Source organism: Brevibacillus sp. NRRL NRS-603, from assembly GCF_003013445.1.
Classification (GTDB): domain Bacteria; phylum Bacillota; class Bacilli; order Brevibacillales; family Brevibacillaceae; genus Brevibacillus; species Brevibacillus formosus.
In genome coordinates this window covers 1-22,477 of the sequence record NZ_PXZN01000025.1, presented here as the reverse complement: position 1 = coordinate 22,477, position 22,477 = coordinate 1, and the positions used below count along the sequence as shown (strand labels likewise).

At 44.2% G+C, this 22,477-nt stretch carries 19 protein-coding genes and 1 pseudogene; 14 read left to right on the top strand and 6 right to left on the bottom strand.

The window, feature by feature from the left end; all coding sequences use genetic code 11:
* Nucleotides 1-40: 40 nt before the first annotated feature.
* Nucleotides 41-829, top strand: coding sequence for an MBL fold metallo-hydrolase (locus C7R94_RS20395; protein WP_106784185.1), 789 nt, complete (start codon nt 41-43; stop codon nt 827-829).
* Here the strand turns inward: C7R94_RS20395 and C7R94_RS20390 are convergent.
* Nucleotides 824-1,060 (bottom strand): hypothetical protein, encoded by a 237-nt coding sequence (locus C7R94_RS20390; RefSeq protein WP_106784183.1) that lies wholly within the window; start codon nt 1,058-1,060, stop codon nt 824-826. The genes C7R94_RS20395 and C7R94_RS20390 overlap by 6 nt on opposite strands.
* A 279-nt stretch (nt 1,061-1,339) precedes the next feature.
* Here C7R94_RS20390 and C7R94_RS20385 point away from each other — a divergent pair, with 279 nt between their 5' ends.
* The 3 genes from C7R94_RS20385 (at nt 1,340) to rlmH (ending at nt 3,867) form a co-directional block, all read left to right on the top strand.
* A complete protein-coding gene (locus C7R94_RS20385; protein ID WP_106784181.1) occupies nt 1,340-2,572 on the top strand; it encodes a S1C family serine protease in 1,233 nt (410 codons plus the stop codon).
* Nucleotides 2,573-3,117: 545 nt separating this feature from the next.
* Complete coding sequence (locus C7R94_RS20380; protein ID WP_233220622.1) at nt 3,118-3,384, top strand: CxxH/CxxC protein; 267 nt, start codon at nt 3,118-3,120, stop codon at nt 3,382-3,384.
* Nucleotides 3,385-3,387: 3 nt separating this feature from the next.
* Nucleotides 3,388-3,867: a 23S rRNA (pseudouridine(1915)-N(3))-methyltransferase RlmH gene (gene rlmH / locus C7R94_RS20375; RefSeq protein ID WP_048035457.1), complete on the top strand. Its 480-nt coding sequence runs from the start codon at nt 3,388-3,390 to the stop codon at nt 3,865-3,867.
* Between the two features lie 329 nt (nt 3,868-4,196).
* On the opposite strand, the gene C7R94_RS20370 is transcribed toward rlmH, so the two are convergent.
* The 3 genes and pseudogenes from C7R94_RS20370 to C7R94_RS30725 all read right to left on the bottom strand — a co-directional run.
* Nucleotides 4,197-4,787, bottom strand: coding sequence for a TetR/AcrR family transcriptional regulator (locus C7R94_RS20370; protein WP_106784178.1), 591 nt, complete (start codon nt 4,785-4,787; stop codon nt 4,197-4,199).
* 21 nt (nt 4,788-4,808) lie between these two features.
* Nucleotides 4,809-5,384: an HD domain-containing protein gene (locus C7R94_RS20365; protein WP_106784176.1), complete on the bottom strand. Its 576-nt coding sequence runs from the start codon at nt 5,382-5,384 to the stop codon at nt 4,809-4,811.
* A 211-nt stretch (nt 5,385-5,595) separates the two neighbouring features.
* A pseudogene (locus tag C7R94_RS30725) lies at nt 5,596-5,980 on the bottom strand (IS4 family transposase); the annotation flags it as partial.
* 221 nt (nt 5,981-6,201) lie between these two features.
* Here C7R94_RS30725 and C7R94_RS20355 point away from each other — a divergent pair.
* The 7 genes from C7R94_RS20355 (at nt 6,202) to C7R94_RS20325 (ending at nt 12,322) form a co-directional block, all read left to right on the top strand.
* On the top strand, nt 6,202-6,720 hold the full coding sequence (locus C7R94_RS20355; RefSeq protein ID WP_106784173.1) for an SRPBCC family protein: 519 nt from the start codon (nt 6,202-6,204) through the stop codon (nt 6,718-6,720).
* Nucleotides 6,721-7,004: 284 nt separating this feature from the next.
* Nucleotides 7,005-7,832 carry a helix-turn-helix transcriptional regulator gene (locus tag C7R94_RS20350; protein WP_106784171.1) on the top strand — a complete coding sequence of 276 codons (828 nt, stop codon included), beginning with the start codon at nt 7,005-7,007 and terminating at the stop codon, nt 7,830-7,832.
* A gap of 87 nt (nt 7,833-7,919) precedes the next feature.
* A complete protein-coding gene (locus tag C7R94_RS20345) occupies nt 7,920-8,903 on the top strand; it encodes an ABC transporter substrate-binding protein (RefSeq protein WP_106784169.1) in 984 nt (327 codons plus the stop codon).
* A gap of 29 nt (nt 8,904-8,932) precedes the next feature.
* Nucleotides 8,933-9,271, top strand: a complete 339-nt coding sequence (locus tag C7R94_RS20340; protein ID WP_047070248.1) for a cupin domain-containing protein — start codon at nt 8,933-8,935, stop codon at nt 9,269-9,271.
* A 286-nt stretch (nt 9,272-9,557) separates the two neighbouring features.
* Entirely contained in the window at nt 9,558-11,231 is a 1,674-nt protein-coding gene (locus C7R94_RS20335; RefSeq protein WP_106784167.1) for a DUF6138 family protein, read from the top strand.
* A 97-nt stretch (nt 11,232-11,328) separates the two neighbouring features.
* The gene (locus C7R94_RS20330) at nt 11,329-11,826 is read left to right on the top strand and encodes an imm68 putative immunity domain-containing protein (RefSeq protein WP_106784164.1); all 498 of its coding nucleotides are present in this window, start codon (nt 11,329-11,331) and stop codon (nt 11,824-11,826) included.
* Between the two features lie 73 nt (nt 11,827-11,899).
* Nucleotides 11,900-12,322, top strand: a complete 423-nt coding sequence (locus tag C7R94_RS20325) for a tetratricopeptide repeat protein (protein WP_106784239.1) — start codon at nt 11,900-11,902, stop codon at nt 12,320-12,322.
* Nucleotides 12,323-12,591: 269 nt separating this feature from the next.
* On the opposite strand, the gene C7R94_RS20320 is transcribed toward C7R94_RS20325, so the two are convergent.
* A complete protein-coding gene (locus tag C7R94_RS20320; protein WP_106784162.1) occupies nt 12,592-13,635 on the bottom strand; it encodes a zinc-binding alcohol dehydrogenase family protein in 1,044 nt (347 codons plus the stop codon).
* Between the two features lie 125 nt (nt 13,636-13,760).
* On the opposite strand from C7R94_RS20320, the gene C7R94_RS20315 reads away from it, so the two are divergent.
* The gene (locus C7R94_RS20315) at nt 13,761-14,138 is read left to right on the top strand and encodes a winged helix-turn-helix transcriptional regulator (RefSeq protein WP_106784159.1); all 378 of its coding nucleotides are present in this window, start codon (nt 13,761-13,763) and stop codon (nt 14,136-14,138) included.
* A 102-nt stretch (nt 14,139-14,240) separates the two neighbouring features.
* A complete protein-coding gene (locus tag C7R94_RS20310) occupies nt 14,241-15,374 on the top strand; it encodes a response regulator (protein ID WP_233220621.1) in 1,134 nt (377 codons plus the stop codon).
* Nucleotides 15,375-15,391: 17 nt separating this feature from the next.
* Here the strand turns inward: C7R94_RS20310 and C7R94_RS20305 are convergent, their stop codons facing one another.
* Nucleotides 15,392-18,469, bottom strand: coding sequence for a hybrid sensor histidine kinase/response regulator (locus tag C7R94_RS20305; RefSeq protein ID WP_106784155.1), 3,078 nt, complete (start codon nt 18,467-18,469; stop codon nt 15,392-15,394).
* 583 nt (nt 18,470-19,052) lie between these two features.
* On the opposite strand from C7R94_RS20305, the gene C7R94_RS20300 reads away from it, so the two are divergent.
* A partial coding sequence (locus C7R94_RS20300; RefSeq protein WP_146142811.1) for a DUF8202 domain-containing protein occupies nt 19,053-22,477 on the top strand: 3,425 nt, incomplete at its 3' end.

Genomic DNA, 22,477 nt, shown 5'->3' with positions numbered 1-22,477 from the left:
GATAGACAGCCTGGGAAAGATACGGGAAGAGGGATGTTCGGTGAGATTTAGTGTATTGGCAAGCGGGAGTACGGGCAACGCCATTTATGTGGCAACAGACCGTATTTCCGTATTGATCGATGTAGGGATTACAGGAAAGCAAGCAGAAGCGGCACTGGAGACCATTGGTGTCAATCCAGCAGAGCTCAGCGCCATTCTCGTCACCCACGAGCACGTCGACCATATTAAAGGAGTCGGCGTCATGGCGCGGCGATATGGATTGCCGATTTACGCCAATGAAAAGACGTGGTCGGAGCTGGACGGGCAAATCGGGACAATCAAGGAAGATCAGCGACGCTTCTTTTCTGTGGGGGAAAAGAAAGAGTTAGAGGATTTGGGCATTGAGTCATTCGGAATCTCGCACGATGCCGCCGAGCCGATGGGCTTTTGTTTTTATCATGGCAAGAAAAAGCTCAGTGTCGCGACTGACCTGGGGTATGTTAGTGATCGCATTAAAGAGACGATTCGTGGAGCAGATGCGTATGTGTTCGAGTCGAATCACGACGTCGAGCTGCTGCGTATGTCCCAGTATCCTTGGAGCATCAAGCGACGTATCTTGAGTGATGTCGGGCACTTGTCCAATGAAGCGGCGGGCGATGCTTTGCTCGATTGTTTGACTGGTGGGTCAGAACGCGTGTACCTCGCCCACTTGAGTAAGGAAAACAACATGATTGATTTGGCTCGACTGACGGTCAAAAACATCTTGGAGGAACGGGGCCTGTCTGTTGGCGACGATGTGCATCTGCGCGATACGTACCCAGATCGACCTACCAAGCTGGAAGAGCTATAAGCTCGGTTTGATCCCCGCTTGACGACTGGCGATGCGCTCTGTGAGCTTCGCGTACGTATCGATATGGAAAGTTAACTGTGTATCGAGCTCATTCACTTTGGCAGTCAGCTCGTCATGTGTCAGCAGTCCTTTGGCTACGAGCAGCTCGATAAGGGCATGCAGGACAAGCGTATTGTGGTAGTCTACTTCCTGAAGGTCAGCCAGCTTGGCGATGAGGTGGACTTCTTTCAAGTCTATCAATCCTTTCTATTTGTTCTGGCAGAAAAAGCTTTTAATCTATCATATCCGTGCTCTCGGAGAAATATTCCGGGAGCTTTTTTTATTCCACAACCTTTCCATAATTCTCACGCCATTTTGCCGAAAGCAGGTCGTATACTAAGGGTGTCAAAAGGAAACAGACATCAACGAAATCAATCATGCACACCAAATAAGGCGCATGTCATTGTGTATACGAGCATGAAAAACCTGCAAAGCTAGTAATGGTGGAAGATAGAAAGGAGAGTATGAATCATGGGTTTTTATGATGATTTAACTCACGTGGAGCGAAAAAAACAACGCGGTTCTAACATTGGACGTATGGTCGTAACGTCTGTAACGTCCGCGGTAATTGGGGGGATGGTCGTCCTGCTCACGCTGCCGACGCTCTCCAATGCGGGATATATTAATATGGTTGAGCCTGGAACAGAAAATGCGATAAGCAGTAATACCTCCGCTTCTACCCTGTTTGCTAAGCCAGTATCTGTAAGTGTGGGATCGGGTACAGTAAATGCGGTGAAGCAAGTAGAAAATGCGATCGTTGGAGTAATCAACATCGGTCAGCGCAGAAACAGTTGGATGCAGAACTCGATGGATGTAGAGCAGGGCCAAGGCTCTGGTGTCATCTTTCAGAAAAAAGGCGGAAAAGCCTACATCGTTACCAACTACCACGTAATCGATAAGGCGCAAAAGCTGGAGGTCGCCCTGCCAACAGGTGAAAAAGTATCGGCAAAAGTGGTCGGCGCCGATGGTTACGCCGATCTGGCTGTACTGGAAATCGACGCCTCCAAGGTTACGGACGTTGCTGAGTTTGGCGATTCCTCTACCTTACAGGTGGGCGAGCCGGCTATTGCCATCGGGAACCCACTGGGAATGCAGTTCTCCCGGACCGTTACACAAGGCATCATTAGTTCCAAGGAACGCTCCATGCCCATGGACTTTAACGAAGATGGTCAGGACGACTGGGAGCTGGATGTCATTCAAACAGACGCAGCGATCAATCCTGGTAACAGCGGTGGTGCCCTCGTAAACATCGAGGGTCAAGTCATCGGGATTAACACCCTGAAAATTTCCAAAGCAGGTGTCGAAGGGTTAGGTTTTGCCCTCCCGATCAATGATGTCAAAGTGATCGTGGACCAGCTGATGGAAAAAGGCACGCTGGAACGTTCTTACCTCGGTGTGCAGCCACTCGACTTGGCTAATGTGCCGCGCTACGAATGGAAAGAAACCTTGAATCTGCCTGACAATGTCAATGCGGGCGTCGTCGTCCAAACGGAAGTAGGCAAATTCTCTCCTGCAGGTCAAGCAGGCTTGAGACAATTCGACGTCATTATCAAGCTGGATGACAAGAACATTTCCACCAGCGCTCAGCTGCGGAAGTATTTGACGATGAACAAAAAGCCGGGCGATACGATGGATATTACGTTCTATCGTGACGGTATTCAGAAGACTGCCAAGGTTAAGCTGACCGCACCGCCACAGCAGTAAGAAGCACTGACCATTTTGGGCAGGCATGTGAAGGAAACAAACTTTGACTGACGGGCAATTCCGGGATGCATTTTATCCCGTTTGCATATATGCAGTATCTTAAGTTCCCCCCTCTATCTATTTTTAAATAGATCCCTTCTTAAGAGCGCCGAGCTGATACGGCGCTCTCTTTTTTTTGTTAGACGGGCTTTCGGTGGAGGAGAGAAAAAAGAAGAAAACGCTCAAGTTCTTGGGCTACCTGCTGGGAAGCGGTTCTGCCCAGCTCCATGTAAAAAGTGAAACCCGCGTCCAAAGTCGTGCAGCTACGCAGTGTCTCAGAGGTGGACGCTAAAGGCAGGTTTCCCTTTTTCCATTACGCTTCGGTTGGTATCCCAAAGACTTTCGCCGTTTTCTTCTTTTTTCTCTCTATAGCTTTAAATGTCCGGCGAAGGTTAAAAAACAAAAGCTATAAAATACAAAGGCATATGATTGTAAACTCATCGATGTCTTTTTGGTGGATTCATTTGTTTTGTTGCTGTTCTGGGGTAGAATAGGAAGCGACATTATTGAACGGAAAAGAGGCATTTGATATGGATATGAAGATGAGAAGCTTACAAATAGAAGGCAAAGAAGTTGAGCTGTTGGCGGAGTATCCGGTGCGGTTTGCTTGCATGGAGCATTTGGAGCAGGAGCTGGATGATTACGTAAATGATTTTGAGGCGGCGCCGGATACGTATGCGGCACAGGCGGTTGAGGGGGATGGAGTAGACAAGCGTTGCCGGGAATGTGGAGAGCCTGGGCAGATTGCGCTTTTGAAAGAGAAGGGAATGTAGGGCATGCAAATTTCGATTATTACGGTAGGGAAGCTGAAGGAGAAATATTTGCGTGAGGGCATTGATGAATACAGCAAGCGCTTGTCTGCTTACTGCAAACTGCAAGTGATCGAGGTCAATGATGAAAAGGCGCCGGAAGAGATGAGCGCGGCGGAGATGGAGCAGGTAAAGCGCAAGGAAGGCGAGCGTATTCTTGCACAGATCAAGCAGGATCAGTATGTGATTGCGCTGGCGATTGATGGGCAAATGTGGTCGTCGGAGAAGCTGTCTGCGGAGATGGACAAGCTGGCTTTGCATGGGCGCAGTCAGGTGGCGTTTGTGATTGGCGGGTCGTTGGGGTTGGCTGATCAGGTGTTGAAGCGGGCGGATGCGTTGTTGTCGTTTTCGAAGATGACGTTTCCGCATCAGTTGGTGCGGTTAATACTACTTGAGCAGGTTTATCGGGCGTTTCGGATTAGTCGGGGGGAACCGTACCACAAGTGATGGTACACAAGATTAGGAAAGAAATTGTACTTGATAGTAGCTATATCAGCAGATTAAGACGATAGTGTTAGTTGTCCGGCGAACAAAGAATATAAAATAAAGCTTTTGTTCGCCGCTGTTTTTGTTGAACTAGAGCTTTCCGTTACTCCAGAGGATTAGCATTAAGTATTAGTTGTCACTAGCGAAGTTTGAGTTAAATATCCCTTGGCTACAGGATCGATAATATAGTTTTTTACAATGACGTAAAGGACCAATAACCTTCTGTTTCAATTTTTGACAAGATGCTGTTCTTCCCGGGGTCAGCGCTCTTGTCAACTAAATGCAGAGGCTTAGGCTTCCAATGTCTTCAAAAAAGCAGATACATGATATTTAATGTAATGAATATGCCGATTATCAGCTTCCAGTTTGCTCAACATAATCCCGCCTTCAAGCGCGGCCATAAGAAAAGAGGCTGCGCCATCTTGATCGATGCTCGATTTGAATTCCCCATTCGTTATGCCCTCATGCAAGATGTTCTTGATAAATGATATAAAGTCGCGCATGCGATTCTGGGTTTTCTCGCGCAGCAATGGATGTCCATCATCGTACTCAATGGCCGCGTTCATCACGGGGCAGCCTCCCACAAATGGAGGAGAGTCAACAACATTGCTGTACAGTTCAAACATACTGATCAGTTTTTCCATAGCAGATTGCCGAGAACTGACAGCTGCTACAAATTGCTCGAATACAGTGTCGGCGGCATATTCAAAGGCTTCCATCGCAATTTCATCCTTATTGACGAAATGTTTATAGATGCCCCCTTTCTGAATTCCCGTAGCATTTATAATTTCGGTGAGAGAGACACCAGCATATCCTTGAAGGTTAAAAAGCTCGGCTGATTTGCAAATGATGTGTCTTCGGGTTTGCTCACCTTTTTTCATATCCTTCACCTCCAGTTTGCATCATTCACTGAAATGGGAGTGATGTTTCGCTGCTTCGATAATCGGAATTAATTTCGTATCGTTTTTCTTCTGAAGTTGGTAAGTAAAATGCTCGATCATTTTTTGATTAATCCCGAGTCGTGGATAGTCTTCGATGATCTGCTGGAGAAGATCCTTTGGAAAAAGATCGACCCGAAAACCTGCATCAACCATAACCCCTAAATGTACCAGAGCAATCTCAGGTTGTTTTTTTTCTGCTTCGACCGTGGCGTGCAGTTCGACCGCTTTTTGTACGATTTCCGCTTTTTCGATTGGATAACCATGTTGAACCAAGAAATGGCAAGCCGCCTCTCCGCCCTCGATTTCAAAAGTACGCTCTCTGTCTGCAAATGGTTCGGTCAAGCCCAAGTCATGCATGATGGCACCGAGATATAGCAATTCCATGTCAATGTTCAGATCATTCTTCTGAGCGATCATATATCCAAAAGCATATGTTCTCATCAAATGATTGAATAGTGTTTGGGTTGAAAGTTCTCGCACATAATGAGTGGCATCAACCGACAGCTTGCTTTCTGGAATAATAAACAGTGAAGTCATGTATTACTCTCCTTTGTGTTAGAAAAATGTGTGCTTCTATGCTAACGTAAAAAGATACCGATCGGTCTCTTTTTACGTTAGCATACTTCTATTTCGTTTTCAATAGTTGCTGCCGCTAGCATCAATATTGCCGCCATACGCGTTAACTCTCGCTTACGTAATCATAATTTTCTTGCTGCAGCCAGCTATCATGCAACCATTTCTCAGTAACTCAAACTTCGCAGCTTGAAATAGGCAGATAAGCCTTGAGATAACTTGGCAAACCGGCAATCCATTGTTGAAGTTGACTTTGGATCAGTTTTGTAAGCTTCTTGTTAGCCTTTGTGGTTACTTCATTGATCAATTCAGAAGTTTTGCAAGGCTACCACCCAATATAAGGCGCTAACTTCATCGCAAAGCAAATAAAACAAACCTCCGAGTGTACGGTGGTAGATGCTTTGTCGATGCAGCTATGCGAGCAGAATGTATCTGGAAAATACGATTGTCGTATGACTGACGAGCAGATTGTATGAAAGTCTTTGAAACTCCTTTTGCAAGCGTAACAAGGATTTAGCGCACTTAAAGAAGACTTCTATGTCCCAACGCATGGAGTAGATAAATCATAAGTAACGGCAAGTATTTACAAGCATTAACAAAGTAGTTGCCTTGAAATAAAGTTCGTAATGATTAGATTTATATATTTAACTGGGTGGGTATGTTTAAAGGTATTAACTTTGTTTAATAATATTGGCGGTGTCAGTAATCGCGGCTGGGCACGGCATCTCGTCCAAGCACTTATATAAATTAAAAGTGAATACTGATTGATGGAGGAATCGATATGACGCCCAACTCGGAAAGCATAGAGTTAGTAATAACGCGTGAGATTCATGCGCCACGCGAACTTGTATTCCAAGTATGGACTGAAGCAGAGCACCTGAAGCACTGGTGGGGGCCGAAAGGGTTTAAAATAAGTGTAAAGCATCTCGATTTTCGTGAGGGCGGATTTTTCCACTACAGCTTGAAAGCTCCTGATGGCAGTCAAATGTGGGGTAAATTTGTGTACCAGGAGATCAAGGCTCCCGAGAAGATTGTCTGGATCAACTGCTTTTCGGATGAGGCAGGAAACATTGTCAGGTCTCCATTCAGTGATTTGATCCCGCTCGAAATTCGCAATGAGGTAACAATGAGCGATAATAATGGTACAACCCAAATAACCCTTTGCAGCAGACCGATTAATTCTACTGAAGAAGAGCGCAAATTCTTTGAGGGGATGTTCGATTCCATGAAGCAGGGCTTTGGGGGGACCTTTGATCAGCTTGAACAATATTTGTCGGAGGGGAGAAATAAAACTAGCTAAAGCGTCCAATCGGACGTCTTTTTTTTTGTCCAAAGTTTAAGACTCAATGAGACTTTTGCCCCTCTATTTTTGAGAATATCCTGACCTTATGCCGTTACCCGCTGTTTGAACATTAGCGGGTGGGGCATTTCTATTGTTCTAACATGCCGAGAGTGATAATCGTTATCAATAATGTTAAAATAAAAGAGATCCCTCATCTGCTTCTGATCAAGAAGCTGCACAGGATGTACAACGATCGATCTTACGTATTACTGGCAAACGACTATTGAAATGAGGTATGCAACGTGAAAATCGACGTTAATCAGTTAGCGGAGCATTTGGCACACATTCCTTTTCAAGTAGAAGGAGTATATCGATATGCGAAAAATCCAGGTGTACCTTACGCTGAATATACGGATTCTTTTCCAGGATTTGTGTTTCCACTTACAGGGAAGGTACAATTTCAATTTAATGGAACGCCTTATATCTTTTCGCCAGGAAAAGTTGTGCATGGCGGTGCAAGAATGAAACTAGCTCAAAAAATGTTCGGTAACACGAACTGGGAATATATCCTTGTTTTATACCGGATATATAACTCAGAACTAGAAGAGACAAGCTTTTCCCATCAGCATTTTGAATTATCAACGGGTCAATCTCCTCGTCTGATTGAATTAATTATGCGTCTTTGGCATGTGTATAATCAGCCTGGTGGTATTTCGATGTTTCAGACCGAAATGCTGTTTCGTGATGTACTTAATGAAACCTTATTATGTGTTGTGAATAGGCAGAATAGCTGTGAATCACAAGCTTTGTTCGAACGGGTATCTCATTATATTCATGAATACTATGATCAAAGCCTTACAATAGCATCGCTTGCAGAACAATATAACGTGAATCGAAATCGATTGTCTTATGTATTTAGAAGACATGCAGGTATGGGACCAGCGGAATACATATTAAAACATCGTATAAACATGGCGCAAGAAATGCTATTTACAAGTGAAGCGTCTGTACAACAAATTGCGCAAACGGTTGGAATTGCTGACCCGTTTTATTTTAGTAGAGTGTTCAAGAAACATCTTGGTATCTCTCCTACTGAATATCGAGAGAAGTTCATCAATAATCCATGTTAATTTCAACAGGCATCCATTCTCATCTGAAAATTCCTTTTCTATACTAATGGCAAACGAAAGATAACATGATGTTGGAGGAATTTTCGCATGCAAAAGATGAAAGGCCTGCTAATCTCCATGTTATTAGTAGCAGGCATACTGGCAGGTTGTAATGAAACACCTGCTGAAAATAAAGGATCAACGACAGAAGGCGCATCTACAACAGCAGGTAAGGTAGATACAACTGAATGGCCAAGAACATTTAAGGATGCCTTAGGTAAAGAAATTGTTATTGAGAAAAAACCAGAGAATATTGCTTCATTATGGTATTTTTATCCTGAAATACTAGTTGCATTAGGTGAGTCGCCTGCTGCTTCTACTGAAAAAGAGTATCTATCTTCTTTAACCTATTTAAAAGGAAAGCTGGATTCTGCTGATGAATTAGGAGAAAAATTATCACCTAATATTGAAAAAATCCTATCGATAGAGCCTGACATTATTTTAGCAACTGAGAATCATGAAAAAATGTATGATTCACTAGGAAAGATTGCGCCAGTCATTACGTTAAAATCCAAGGACATCTATGACGATTGGCAATATGGACTCCGTACAGTAGCCGAGATTATTGGAAAAGAAGATGAAGCGGAAAAAGTCATTGAAAAAATGATGAAAGAAATTACAACTGGGCGCGAAGCATTAAAGTCGATTGAAGGAGAGTCAGTAGCCCTTATATTGTCGTGGGATGGAAAAACGTTTAATGTCCTAGGTGAAGGAAATCCGGTCTATATACTTGCGTTTGATAAAGAGAAGGGACTGGGACTTACACCAGACCATATATTTAAAGGTACGACTAATAAATTTACTACGTTTGAAGGAATATCAACTGTTGAAGCAGACCATATTTTCCTTATCGGTGACATTACCAAAAAGGAAAAATTAATGAATGACTTAAAACAAAGCAATGTGTGGAATAATCTCAATGCCGTTAAGAAAGGAAATGTTCATTTAATGGATACGTCCGCTATTACTGGTGGCCCATTAGCTATCGAATACGCTTTACAAAATATAACAAGTGCCTTGCGTAAGCTCTAAAAAGTCGAGAAAAATGAGGAGGGATTCACATGCATTACCAAGCTATTAATCTGAATGAGAAGCTATCTACATTCAACGATCTCTGGTCTCCGAAAGTCGTTGCTGAAATAAATGACTATCAATTTAAGCTCATTAAGATTGCTGGGGATTTTATGTGGCACGGGCATCAAGGGACGGATAAGGTATTTATTGTGCTCGAAGGTGAGATGTTCATTGCTTTTCGTGATGGTCAAGTGAAAATTTCCAAGGGTGAGATGTTTATTGTCCCGGGGGGAGCCGATCATAAGCCTTTCGCCGAAAAGGAATGCCATATCATGCTGGTGGAGCCTAGAGGCGTAATAAACACTGGCGGTACTGAGTCCGAATGAACAGCAGCCAATGCGAAAACGCTATCATAGACACACAGCTAAAACTACTTTTGCTGGAATGAGATGTTCTGTGGCAGCTCCTTCTTACTTTTCGCCGATAGATCCGTTAAGGTGAGCCTTATCATATGTCAGATAAACAAAAGGGAGAACGGCCATATGGCCTTCTCCCTTTTGCTATTGACCTTTAGCCAACCCAAGGCAGAGGTATACAATTCCAACAAAGTTTCCCATTCTCATAGTATGATTATATTGAGCTAAGATCGAACACGCAAAAAGGCGGGAGACAATGAACGAATTACAAAAAGAAGCGCTGGAAGAGATGAAAACGGCGATTCATAAATGGTTTGATGAACAAGAGAATCGAAAGAACGCAGAAGAACTGGTCTTACGCACCACGCTGCAAGTAGGCATCTTTAACTTTATCCAGCTGGATTATCGGCCGGGCAGGACTAGGGTTGAAACTTCGAAATCTGTGGGGAGTGCCGCAGGCAAAAAGTCGATGAAAGCTTCATCCTTTACGCGGGAGCAGATATTGTATGAGGTGCAGCCCCTGCTGGTGGAAATCGTAAGGGAGAGGCTGGACAAGCTGGAAACGTCGCCGTTGATCAACTACCGTTTTACCTTCCAAGGAACCTTCGCAACGGTGGACGGGCTGGTGGAATTAACGGTGCTGGAAACGGTATATAAAGAGAAAAAGCGGCTGCTTCTGGAGCGAATTCAGTCCTATATCGAGGAAAAGCTGGAGAAGGGCTCTAACCCAACAAACAGGCAGGAAACCTTCTTTTTGGCGCGTCACCTGCTTGATCCGCATTTGTTCCCCGAACCGGAAGCCGCAAAGACGATAGCTTTATTTGACCGAATTCAGGCGTTGAATAAAGAACAGGTTGAGGCTCTCGCGGAGCATCGAAGAGATATCATTTGGGCTTTGACCGACTGGGCAGAGAATGTATTTTTGCCGCGTTACTATGATGTCACCCGTTCCGAATACAGGAACAATGAGTATATGATCAAGCCGGATGCTGTTCTCGAGAATAAGGATGAGCCGAATCAGCCTATCGACCTTCTGTTGTACGGAGCGGTAATGATTATTCGTTACGGGCCGGACTTCAACAAAAATATGGGCCAGACTTTTCTGGAGCTGGCGAAGCAGCTTGGTAGCGGTAAAGCAGCGCGTATGCTGAAGGAGGGCAGTGACAGCTTCTCTCAAGAAGACGTCCATTTGCGCCATGAATTGGTCGAATGCAAAGCTAACGATGTTTTTTCCCTTTTCACCATCGTTATTCGCAAGGAAGAAGCCGGGGCGTATGAACGGGCGATTTCGTTTATTCTCTCCCTGCTCCGAAAGGACTTCCCGAAAAGCTACAAAATCAAGTTAAAATCCAGCGCGCGAGAGTATTTGCCCATCAAGGGGCTAGCCAAATCGGACACGCACCGTTTTTTTGCGAATGCTCTGGCTTATTCCGAGCTGCATCCTTTATTGGAGGAATACGCTCGTGAGGCGATGGAAGAGTATGAATGGTACGAGGATACAGATAGCGAAAGAAGCGTAATGCCGGGCAGTTATGCTGTGTTCGGGCTGGGGCTTTCGTCCGAGCGATATTTTCCGCTTGTTGAAGCTTACATGGACCTTGTAGATGATGAGCATCAGCTGGTGCATAACAAGTTTACAGCCGTTTTTGCCGAAACCTATGGCATAACGGAACGCTCGACTCCCACCTTAATCGCCTGCCTGCTGCGCTCCCACGATTCGCTAAAGCTGAAGATTCAGCCGGAGCTGGAAAGCGAAGACAAGCTGTCGCTATTCGTACAGCAAATAGAGACGCTGTCGGATGACGAGGTCGAGCGGGTACTGTACCCGATCTGGGGCAAGGTTGAGAAGCTGGCTGCATTGGCTCGCAAGGCGCAGGGGCCGCGCAAGGAGCTGATAATTCGTCTGCAAAAGGCGGCGGGTATAGCCTGACGGTGGCCCCGTGAAAGCGGTATTGTAAGTATGCTTTTGAGTGAAACGAACATATTTGGAACATTACAATGTTTAAAATTAAAGTGGGGAAAAAAGGATGTACATTAGCAAATGGTGGGGAGATTTAATTGGCGGTTCCGATGATTCGCTGGCATTAGTAGACTATTTGGAACAATTGGACTCAACGAATGTGACGCTCAATCAGATTTTAAAGGACTTGGGTCTGGATGTTCTGCTTTCCGAGGGAGACTTGAAAAGCGGCGGAAGTATTGGATTTGACATAAAAAATGCTGACGGCACGTTTCGAGCAGAACTTGATATTGCCTGCTCAGCTCTAATCGATCTTTCAGCCATTGTGTTGGAGTCTCAAAAATCAGGCTATGTCGATTTGCATGATTTGGATGAGAATAGGCAGCCGCGTAAACTTTATATAGACGCCTCCGAAGAAAAAAGGAACCTGCTTCGGGAGGAATTGTACAAGTTTTCCCGTGATCCGCTGGCTTACGAATTAGCTGAGCTTGTTCCGGCGGATGATATGAGAGAGCTTGCGGAAAAGGCAAAAATGATAGCAGATGAGCTGGCACCGTTAAGCTGAGCCATACCACAAGTAACGGCGAAATTTCTTTTGTTACGGCGACTTCAAATCACACAGGATAGGAGAGACGATGGTGCAACTTTCAGATGCTACCCATACCGAAATTACCTCGCTGTGTAAACAAGGGGATGATTTGGTGAGAGCAGGCAATCTTGAGGAGGGCAAGAATAAGTACGTCGCGGCCCTCCGATTACTGCCGGAAAATCATCGAGAATGGGCGGCCGCAACGTGGATATATGTGGCTATTGGGGATGTCCATTTTCAAATGAAGAATTACGATAAGGCATTCAAGTGTTTCTTTAATGCTGTACAGTGTCCGGAGGGGCTGGGAAATCCCTACATTCATCTTCGATTAGGGCAATTGTATTACGAACAGGAAAACCTTGATAAAGCGGCAGACGAGCTGACCCGGGCTTACATGGGTGCCGGGATTGCGATCTTTATGGAAGATGACCCAAAGTACCTTGCGTTTCTGGAGACAAAAATAGAGATTTGAAGTTTCAGGATTAGAAATACATTATTGATACAGGGAAAGAGCAACAACAAAAGGAGCTGCAGAGGCATGCTCCTTTCGCATTTTTCGCGGTTATGACGGTTAAGCTGAGCCTTAAATAAGGGCAGGTTTTTTACAGAGTCTGGGGGGATTTGACTCGCCAGCACATACCGTTGTACTCAAAAAGGCCCCATAGTAGCAAGGGGCCTTTGAGTGGTCTATTCACATCATCACATTTTTGAACGAAACCTGCCTACTTCGTCTTCGTCGTATCAGAAGTTTTCTAAAACAATTTTTCCAATGGTCCGTCCAGATTCCAGCTTCTCATGCGCGAGACGCAGGTTTGCTGCATTGATGGGCTCTAGTCGTTCAGTCAGCGTAGTCTTTATTTTTCCATCATCGATTAAGTCCGCCAGTTCATTCAATAATTCGTGTTGTTTGATCATGTCATTGGTTTGAAGCAAGGACCGTGTAAACATGAACTCCCATACAAACGTTACACTTTTAGAAAACAGCAAGTCCATTTTCAAGCTCCCTGCCCAGGTAGCCTTATTTGCAGGAACAATAGCGCAAATTTTACCTTGGGGCACAATGACTTCCGCCATATTTTCAAGATGTTGAACAGTATCATTCAAGCAAAGGATATAATCTACGGTGTCAATACCAACTTCCTTGAGTTGAGGGAGAAAAGGGTTGTTGTGGTTTATGATAAAATCCGCACCGAGACCTCTAGCCCATTGAATTGATTCTGGACGTGAAGCAGTACCAATGACGGTCAAACCTGCTAATTTTGCAAGTTGAATAGCAATCGATCCTACTCCTCCAGCTGCACCGATAATCAGTATGTTTTTGTTTTCTCCTGAATTTACGCTAATTCCTAAACGATCAAAAAGTCCCTCCCATGCAGTTATCGAGGTTAGCGGTAAAGCGGCCGCGGCAGCGAAATCTAAACTTCTCGGCATATTCCCCACAATTCGTTCATCAACTAAGTGAAATTCACTGTTACTGCCAGGCCGAGACACACTGCCCGCATAATAGACCTTGTCCCCAGGTTTAAACATTTGGCAGTCAGGACCGACTTGTTCTACGATTCCAGCGGCATCCCAACCAAGAATTTTTGGTGAATCGGCTTCGTAGTTATGACTTTCGCGGACGCCTACGTCTGCAGGGTTGACGGAGATTGCTTTTACACGTACAAGCAAATCGCGGCCTGTAGGTTCCGGTTTATCCAAGTGCAGATCAACAAGGCTTTCCGGATTGGATATAGGGAGGTACTGGTAAGCACCGACGGCTTTCATCTTTTGGTGAGTATTCATGTGTATTCATCCTCTCAAATAGGAAATGTTGTACAGTTGCATTGTAAATCGATTTAATTACTTTAAGTAAGTACGCATATTTTTATGGTATAGTATTAAAAATCAAACCATTGGGGGATAAGCTGATGGGAGACCGAAGAAAGAAATATGGAGCAAGTCCAGATATGCAAGCATGTCCGGTTGAAACAACGCTGGATGTTATTGGTGGAAAGTGGAAGGGGATCATTCTCTATCAGCTCCTGAACGGAACGAGAAGATTCAATGAATTCAGGCGCCTCAATCCGGGGATCACGCAGTTTATGCTCACCTTGCAGTTAAGAGAGCTTGAACGGGATGGCATCATTCATCGTGAAATATATAAAGAGGTCCCTCCAAGAGTGGAATACTCCCTTACTGATTTCGGAAGGACTCTGGAACCGGTCATTATGTCAATGAAAGCATGGGGAGAGTCTTATAAAGTGCGGCTTAATGAAAATCCAACGATACAAGAGGAAGAAAGTTAAAGGCAAGTTGAGCAGTAGCCTAAGCAGTGGAGCGGGAAGGTTTGAGTAAATGTTCAGGGAGGGAATAGTTTAGAAAATAGATAGAATATTAAAGTGGGGAACATGATGAAAGCGATCTTAATCGACGATGAAGAGTTAGCATTAAATTATTTGGAGCATCAGTTATTAAATATCGGCGATTTTGAAGTTGTTGGAAAGTTTACGGATCCGATGATCGGCAAACGAGAGATTGAAAAAAATGAGATTGATATTGTCTTTTTGGATATTCAAATACCAAAGCTAAACGGTATAGAGTTAGCCGAACAGCTTTTGGAAGTGAAACCTCAATTACAAATAGTATTCGTCACCGCATATGAGAGATATGCAATTAAAGCATTTGAGCTGAACGCCCTTGACTATGTCTTAAAACCAGTTGGCAAGCAACGTCTGCAAAATACAATGAAACGAATTCAATCGATGATGGAGGAACATACGACCTTCTCCCTTCAGAAATCAGAGAATTTACAAATGAGTCTGTTTCAACAAGTAACGATTGTAGACGGAGGCCAGGAGATCCCACTTCGTTGGCGAACTGCCAAGGTGCAGCAGCTGTTCTTATATTTGGTTCAACACAGGGGAACAGCGGTTAATAAAACGGCGATCATTGAGTTGCTCTGGCCAGAGCTTGAACCGGAAAAAGCCTATCATCAATTGTATACGGCTATCTATCATATTCGCAAAACGTTGGCGCCAATTAGTAAATATTTTCAAATCAGCAATACATCAGAAGGGTATAAGGTAAGACTAGAACAAACCATCTTGGATGTGGATCAGTTTGAGAGTTTTTTTCGTTCTGACTTATCCTTATCTGCGGAGACGATTGGCGAATATGAACAAGCCATAGCTCTGTGTAAAGGATATTATTTGCAAGAGCATCATTACATATGGGCTGAAAGCGAGCGTCAAAGATTACATCTGCAATGGGTACAAACCGCCGTGAAAATGGTGGATTGGTATTACGCCAATGATGAATGGGACAAAGCCATCACGCTATGTTTGGACATTTGTCAGCGTTATCCGCTTGAGGAAGAAGCTTATTTTTTCCTTATGAAAATATTTGCCGACATGGGAAGGCACTCTTCCGTTCATAAGCAATATGATCAATTAACGAGTGTGTTGTGGAACGAATTGCAAGAACAGCCTAATCCGGCTATTACAGAATGGTATCAACTTTGGAAGCAGAAAAATAAGGAATAAACCCAGTGGCTTATTCCTTATTTTGGGATTCTAAAAGCGACGATCGTACCTTGTTCAGGTGAGCTATCAATCGTTAACCCCTGGTTATATAGTTGTTTTAGTCGCCGTTCAATATTTCGCAGACCTACGCTTGCTCTTTTTTTGCCATGCCTTGTTTGGCTGAAAAGTTGCTTCAGATCTTCCTCTGATATTCCTTCCCCATCGTCTTGGATCGAAACTTCGAAATACTCCTCTTTGTCTTTGATGTGAATCCAGACTGTTCCCCCACTTGTGCGTTGCATTAAGCCATGTTTGATTGCATTTTCGACTAGCGGTTGTATGGATAAGGGCGGTAAGCAAAAATCGAGATCAGGGTCCAGCTTCCATTCCACTTTCAGTCGATCGCCAAATCGTTGCTTCTCGATATACAAATAAGATCGAACAAGATCAAGTTCATCGTGAAGCGAAATAACGGGTTCAGAATTATGAAAGTCGAAGCTCAAACGCAAATAGTTGCTAAACTCTTCGAGCAGTGCCTGCATTTTCGTGAAGTCCTCGAGTCCCAAGGCAGCAATTGAATTTAATGCGTTAAATAAAAAATGAGGTTCAATTTGAGATTGTAACCATGCTCCTTCCATACGCAAACGTTCATCGAAGGATATTTTAAACTCTGTTAAGGCTTTTACTCTTGCCTTTAATTCCCAAGCATCGACGGGTTTCTTAACATAGTCGTTCGCCCCTGCTTGAAAGCCGGCTACAATATCCTGGGAACGATTGCGCGCGGTCAACAGCAGGACAGGCAGCTCTAAAACAGAGAACCGTTCCCGGATGATGCGTGTTAGTTCATAGCCGGATACGTGAGGCATCATGACGTCTGAGATGACCAGATCCACCGGTTTGCGTTCCAGTATGGACAGGGCTTGCTGAGCGCTGGTTGCCGTACTTACTTCATATTGATCTGATTCAAGCATTTTGCGAAGGATGCTCAGGTTAATACTGTCGTCATCCACAACGATAATTTTTGCTTTTCTATTTATAGAAGAAACCGTTTCTGTCGGTGTATCGATTCGATCAGTCGTTGCAGCAGCGGCCATTTCTAGTGAAGTCTGCATCCATGTCTGAGCGCTGTTTTCTTCTATTGGAACGGAATCTGTAGCTAGTGGGAGGGTAAAAGTAAAGGCAGAGCCTTTTCCCAGGGTGGACTGAACCGATAGCGTACCGCCGTGCAGCTCAACCAACTGTTTGGAAATATGTAAGCCAAGCCCAAATCCGCCACTTGCTCTGATTGAATTCAGTTCCGCTTGTTCGTAAGGTTGAAAAATGGTTTTCAAAGCCTTTTCCTCGATGCCGACCCCAGTATCCTCTACTTGAATACGCGCAAATCCGTTAGACGTTGTCGCGCGAATCGTGATGGTTCCTTCATCTGTAAATTTAATCGCATTATGCACCAAATTAAAAAGAATTTGAATCAGCCGGTTTTCATCTCCCCGAACAGAAGGAAACGAATCGTCTATATCCACTTTTAAAGCAATCGGTTTTCCGTCCAGCATCAGTTTCGCCATATCGAAAACACCAGCGAAGATTGACTGCAAGTTTAATTTTTTCTCATGGAGGCGAATGGTGTTCTCCTTTAATCGGGTTACATCCAGCAAATCATCTAGCATGAGCGTCAGACGCCTGCTGACATGCAGGAGAATATCCAGACGCTTTTTGTGTTCTTCATGAAGGGGCGTATTTGTATCCTCGATAATGGCTTGTGTGATATTGATGATGCCATGTAATGGGTTTCTCAGTTCATGAGAAGTATTCACCAAAAATTCGTCCTTGCGCTTATCCTCATGCTGTAATTTCTCAGCAAGATGTTTCGTCTCAGTCGTTGCCCGGAAAAATCGTCTAAACCAATATGCCGCAAAAGAAAGTACGGCAAAGATCAGATCGAAGGGGTAGTGAACAAATTCTATGCCTTTTATGGCATAAGTAATCGTCCAGATCACATTCACCCCTACAAACAAGCAAGCTAGCAGGAGAAATATAATGTCTTCCTTATCCCGAATGGCTTTCCAGAGTATGTAGGCAGAAATAATGACGGATAGGAGCATCACGACAGAGAGCATTCTGCTCACCGCTAGGATAGTTCCAGCAGGTACGAAGAGGATGAACATGGCGTATAAGCTGCACAAGCCACCGAACCCTTGTAAAATCCTTCTATTTAGATAAGCAGGAAGTAGATGATGAAACAAGGCAGGTATGAAGGCGACCGCACCAACATAGACGAGATACGTCAATTTAACTGTCCAATCATAATCGAGTTGCAACCAGACAAATAATAACTTGTCATCGGCCGTTACCACAGTCAATATTCCGCAAATCATGACCAAAGAGAAATATACCAAGCCTTTATTTCTGGCACCTAAGAAGTACAGGAGCAAGGCATATAAACTATGGATCAGAAACACGACGAGTAACAATAGTTGCAAACTGATGGAGAGGTTCGTCCGCATCTGTACAGCTTCTATCGTACCGAAGCGAATAGGTTTTGCGATTCCTCCTGCCCCGGCATCATTGGAAACATGCATAAGCAACTCTATTTGGCCTTGTTCTGGTGTTAGTTTGACAGTATAGGGAATATTGCGTGCTTGATGCTCTATGAGGCTGGTTGCCGGTTGGCCCACCTGGGCGACTAATTTCCCATTGGCATAGACCGCCGAGGCAGTTCGAAGCTCATTGATCCTGAGCCCAAGTGTCTGTTCCTGTTCCGGATCAAGCAAAATGCGTAGTCGATATGTGCCGAAGTGGAAGGAGTCCGGTATCCCCTGCTCATCAACAAATGCCTCATCCCACCGCTTGGGCACTTGGAGGTATGTCTGTCCCTCAGGTTTCTTCAGGCCGTTTCCCTCTATGAACTGAGAAGGGAAGAACTCCCACTCCCCATCCAACCGTAATGTTTGGTATCCCGAGAATTCCCACCCACGTAAATCAAGCACACCTTGTACAGCCACTGGTTTTTCAGCGTAGTCAAAGGTGGTAAGAAAACTCATCCAGAGTAACCGAACAGCTGTTACCACTAGTAGAGCAACAACGATCATTTTCGTCCATTTCCAGGCGACTGTTTTCATATTAATGATTACCCTCAATGAATAGTAGTAAGAAGATTGTTAGTTCTCAAATCCGAAGAATATTATTTTTTCTCATAATGAATACTCTTCGACAAGATTGTCAGGACACCTCTTATAAAGAATATATCAGGGTGGAATTAGGAACGTTGTAGAGGTTATGTAGAGGTGGCCCTGTTAAGATGACATATTGGATGAGGTCTATTGAAAAATAGATAGTTTCAACAAAATATCCAGAATCCGAGGGGAGAGGAAGAAAGGGCTATTTGGTGGAAGTTAAGTGGTTACGTACAAGTTTGATACGTTTAGTAATGGTTCTGGATGAGGTGATTCTCATTTAAATTATCAGGGGTAAAATTTCCTAATTTAAAATAGAGAATCCAAAGAATTAGGAGCACTACTTTGTCTTTTTGGAAGAATATACCAAGTTTGCGTTCTTTACTTATTCTATTGAAGAATCCGATGCTGTATGCCCCTGACATATGACATAGCAGATGAAAAAGTAAAAGTGAGGGGAGAAGGTCGGTTCATATTGAGAGCATCGGAAGCGTAACACAAATCAAATCTTAGAGAGGAATGGATTTGCATGCTGAGCAACGGTATTAATCTACGGAAAATAGGGATAGTTTACCTAATTTTTTCTCTTGTCTTCACCGGCATGGGGGCAAGCTTAGGAATACCCGTCAGCTATGCTGCTGAAGAAGAGGCCTATTACGTCTCTAGCAGTGGCGATGACACCACAGGTAATGGAACCCGAGATCTTCCTTTTGCTTCGTTGTATACAGCCTATCAAAAGATTGGTAGCGCGGGGACTATATACGTTCTGGACAATATCAACTTATTGGCCAGCACTACAAAAAAATTCGATAAGAACAAGGTTGTTACAATCACCACGGCTCCTGAAGTCGGGGAGAATGCCGTGATTCAGCGTGACCCGGCTGGAGATGGCACTCTTTTAGATCTTAGTCTGGGCCAGCTTACATTAAAAAATATTATCATTGACGGCAGCTACCAGGGGGGGAAAATAGCCCAAGGTAGAATCATTAACGTCTATGATGCAAAACTGATCATTGAAGAAGGCACTGTTTTACAGAATAATTATTCAAACTTTCCGGGAAGCGCAATCTATCTCGGTCAAAGTACAGCGGTCTTACAAATGACTGGTGGAGTAATTACAGGCAATAAGAATAATAGTACAGGTGCGGTCTATCTTGGTGCTGGTACATTCAATATGACCGGAGGCCAAATCACTAACAATAGTGGCGGAGGAGTTGATCTCCAGGCGGGGAAATTCGCTCTTTCCGGCGATGCAACTATTACAGGGAATACATTAGTAGTTTCGGGCCAACCAAAAGCACGAAACGTTAATCTGCAAGGCAGTACGCTTCTTACTCTAAGCGGTGAGTTTACCGGAAAAGCGGGTATTACCGCGCAAAATCGTATGACTGCAGGAAGCAAGTTTGGACAAGCCGACGCAGGTGATTTAGCGGGGCTGGAGAATCTGATTGCTGACGACAGTCCTCTTTTTGCAGTTTACGGTGCAAGTAATGATTTGTTGTGGAAAGCTCCACCGACAGTAACGGTTGAACAACCGTCCGGAGACAAGGTGTCCACTGGGAAACCGGAGTTCAAAGGCACGTCAACAGCGGGATCTAAGGTGACCGTTGAGATTAAAGACAAAGCTGGCAATGTAGTAGATACTCCAACGGTAACAGTTGATACAGAAGGCAACTGGACCTTTACACCAACCCAAGATTTGATAGACGGTGAATACACAGTTGAGGTAACAGCTACGACAGACGAGGGCAAGTCAGCCAAAGCAACAAAGTCTATTACCCTAGATACAACACCAACCGAACCTGTCGTCGATAAATCGAAGCTGCAAGCAAAAGCGGACGAAATCAAAACCGAGAGCCTAAAGGCAGACGACTACACAAGCGAAAGCTGGGGAGAACTGCAAAACGCATTGCAAAAAGCGGAAGCCGTTCTGGCTGATCCAAATGCAACCCAACAAGAAGTAGACGAAACGCTCTTGGCATTGACAAAGGCCAGAGAAGGCTTGAAAAAACCAGGCGTACCTACGCAAGGGCCAGGCGGGGTGAGTGAAGGCTTACTCTCTTGGGTTGATGTAGAACACAGTGCTGTGCTTTCGGGGCAACAAATCAATCAATTAACAGACTTGGCAGATGGCGGAGTATGGATGCCTAGCGGTGCTACCTCCAATGACAATGTGCCTAACGCTCTGAATTTTAACAGCGGAATCCAAATTGACTCAAATAAAGGGTATTATACTCGCTCTTCCATTGATTTTAATAATAATGCTGCTACGGATCGGGAAATATTCTCCGTCCAGGCAAGTGATAAATATAGCGGATTTCCATGGGAGTTTGGAGGAAAACATACAGCTGCAGTTGTTTATGGAGCTAATAATGGAAAATCCATAAGTTCATATTTCGGTAGAGACGAAGGTAGCTTGAGCGTAGACGTCGGTGATTACCAATTAAAAAATGGAGCGATGTTAAACATCTGGAGTGCACCAAATGATTGGGCGCTTTCGCTAAATGGAAAAGTATTACAGGTGGCAAACAGTAATACTCCCAACTTTGCATCTCCGATAACAAGCGGAAGTAAACCTTATTATTTTGGTGCAGGTCATAACAGTCGCTTTTACGGGAAGATGTCTGAAACGATCCTTTATAACCGTAAATTGACTGATGAAGACCGAAACAAAGTCAACAGTTACCTTGCTTTAAAATACGGATTGACATTGAAAGACGGAAATAATGCTCCGATTGATTATGTTGCTAGCAATGGCTCAATGATGTGGAAAGCTAGCAACAACACTGGCTACGGCAACCGCATAACAGGGATTGGTCGTGATGAAGCAGGTGCTTTGTATCAAAAGCAATCGAAATCTCAGGTTGACGGTGCCAATGTCACGCTTGCAATAGGAAATGCGATCCAAGAGACGAATGCCCGGAATACCACGTCGATTGCAGAAGATAAATCATTCTTTGTTTTTAGCGATAATGGTGGAGACGTTACATTCGAGACTCCAATCACAAAAGATACAGAAAGTCTAAAACGTATTGGACGCACCTATAAAGTAGAGAAAACGAATTGGCAAGATACAGACATTACGCTGCACGTAGACAAAGTAGCAGGTGCTTCTGCTTGGCCTTTGTATCTGGTTGTTAGTGAGGATGAGCAATTCGATCAGAACGATGCATTCTATCCACTAACAGATGGTACAGCAACACTTAATAGTGCTGAATTAGCTAATGGCCATTATTTTACGATTGCCGCAACTGTACCCGTACCAACAGCTGCTAAAATTGAGGAAACAGTAGCGGATGGCAATAAAATAACGGTGACGTTTGATCGAGGAGTGGAGTTAACCGATTTAACTGGATTTACAATTACAGTTGATGGTACAGCTGTAGAAAACAGTGGTCTCACTTTCAAAGTTGACGAAAACGATGCTACAAAGCTAGTGATCACCTTGCCAGCAGGTACGAATGTTTCCGATAAAGCAGTGAACATTTCCTATGATGGCTTGGGGAACTTAAAAGGTACAAACGGTGTTCCAGTAGGTCCATTTAACAAAAATGTTGAGGATTCTGGGGCGACACTTACGATTACTGAACCAAGTGCCAATCCGGTCACTGTAACGAAGCCAGTGTTCAAAGGAACGTCAACAGCGGGATCTACGGTGACCGTTGAGATTAAAGACAAAGCTGGCAATGTAGTAGATACTCCAACGGTAACAGTTGATGCAGAAGGCAACTGGACGTTTACACCTACCCAAGATTTAAAAGATGGTGAATACACCGTTGAGGTAACAGCGACGACAATAGACGGCAAGTCAGCCAAGGCGACAAAGTCTATTACCGTAGATACAACACCAACCCAACCTGTGGTTGATAAATCGAAGCTGCAAGCCAAAGCGGATGAAATCAAGGCTGAGAATTTGAAAGAAGAAGAGTACACAAGCGCGAGCTGGGCAGAACT

Bases quoted from the DNA above. Each gene is read 5' to 3' on its own strand.
- C7R94_RS20340 (WP_047070248.1), top strand. From the start codon at position 8,933: ATGCATTACCAAGCTATTAATCTGAATGAGAAGCTATCTACATTCAAC.
- C7R94_RS20335 (WP_106784167.1), top strand. From the start codon at position 9,558: ATGAACGAATTACAAAAAGAAGCGCTGGAAGAGATGAAAACGGCGATT.
- C7R94_RS20310 (WP_233220621.1), top strand. From the start codon at position 14,241: ATGATGAAAGCGATCTTAATCGACGATGAAGAGTTAGCATTAAATTAT.
- C7R94_RS20365 (WP_106784176.1), bottom strand. From the start codon at position 5,384: ATGACTTCACTGTTTATTATTCCAGAAAGCAAGCTGTCGGTTGATGCC.
- C7R94_RS20370 (WP_106784178.1), bottom strand. From the start codon at position 4,787: ATGAAAAAAGGTGAGCAAACCCGAAGACACATCATTTGCAAATCAGCC.
- C7R94_RS20345 (WP_106784169.1), top strand. From the start codon at position 7,920: ATGCAAAAGATGAAAGGCCTGCTAATCTCCATGTTATTAGTAGCAGGC.
- C7R94_RS20330 (WP_106784164.1), top strand. From the start codon at position 11,329: ATGTACATTAGCAAATGGTGGGGAGATTTAATTGGCGGTTCCGATGAT.
- rlmH (WP_048035457.1), top strand. From the start codon at position 3,388: ATGCAAATTTCGATTATTACGGTAGGGAAGCTGAAGGAGAAATATTTG.
- C7R94_RS20385 (WP_106784181.1), top strand. From the start codon at position 1,340: ATGGGTTTTTATGATGATTTAACTCACGTGGAGCGAAAAAAACAACGC.
- C7R94_RS20315 (WP_106784159.1), top strand. From the start codon at position 13,761: ATGGGAGACCGAAGAAAGAAATATGGAGCAAGTCCAGATATGCAAGCA.
- C7R94_RS20320 (WP_106784162.1), bottom strand. From the start codon at position 13,635: ATGAATACTCACCAAAAGATGAAAGCCGTCGGTGCTTACCAGTACCTC.
- C7R94_RS20355 (WP_106784173.1), top strand. From the start codon at position 6,202: ATGACGCCCAACTCGGAAAGCATAGAGTTAGTAATAACGCGTGAGATT.
- C7R94_RS20305 (WP_106784155.1), bottom strand. From the start codon at position 18,469: ATGAAAACAGTCGCCTGGAAATGGACGAAAATGATCGTTGTTGCTCTA.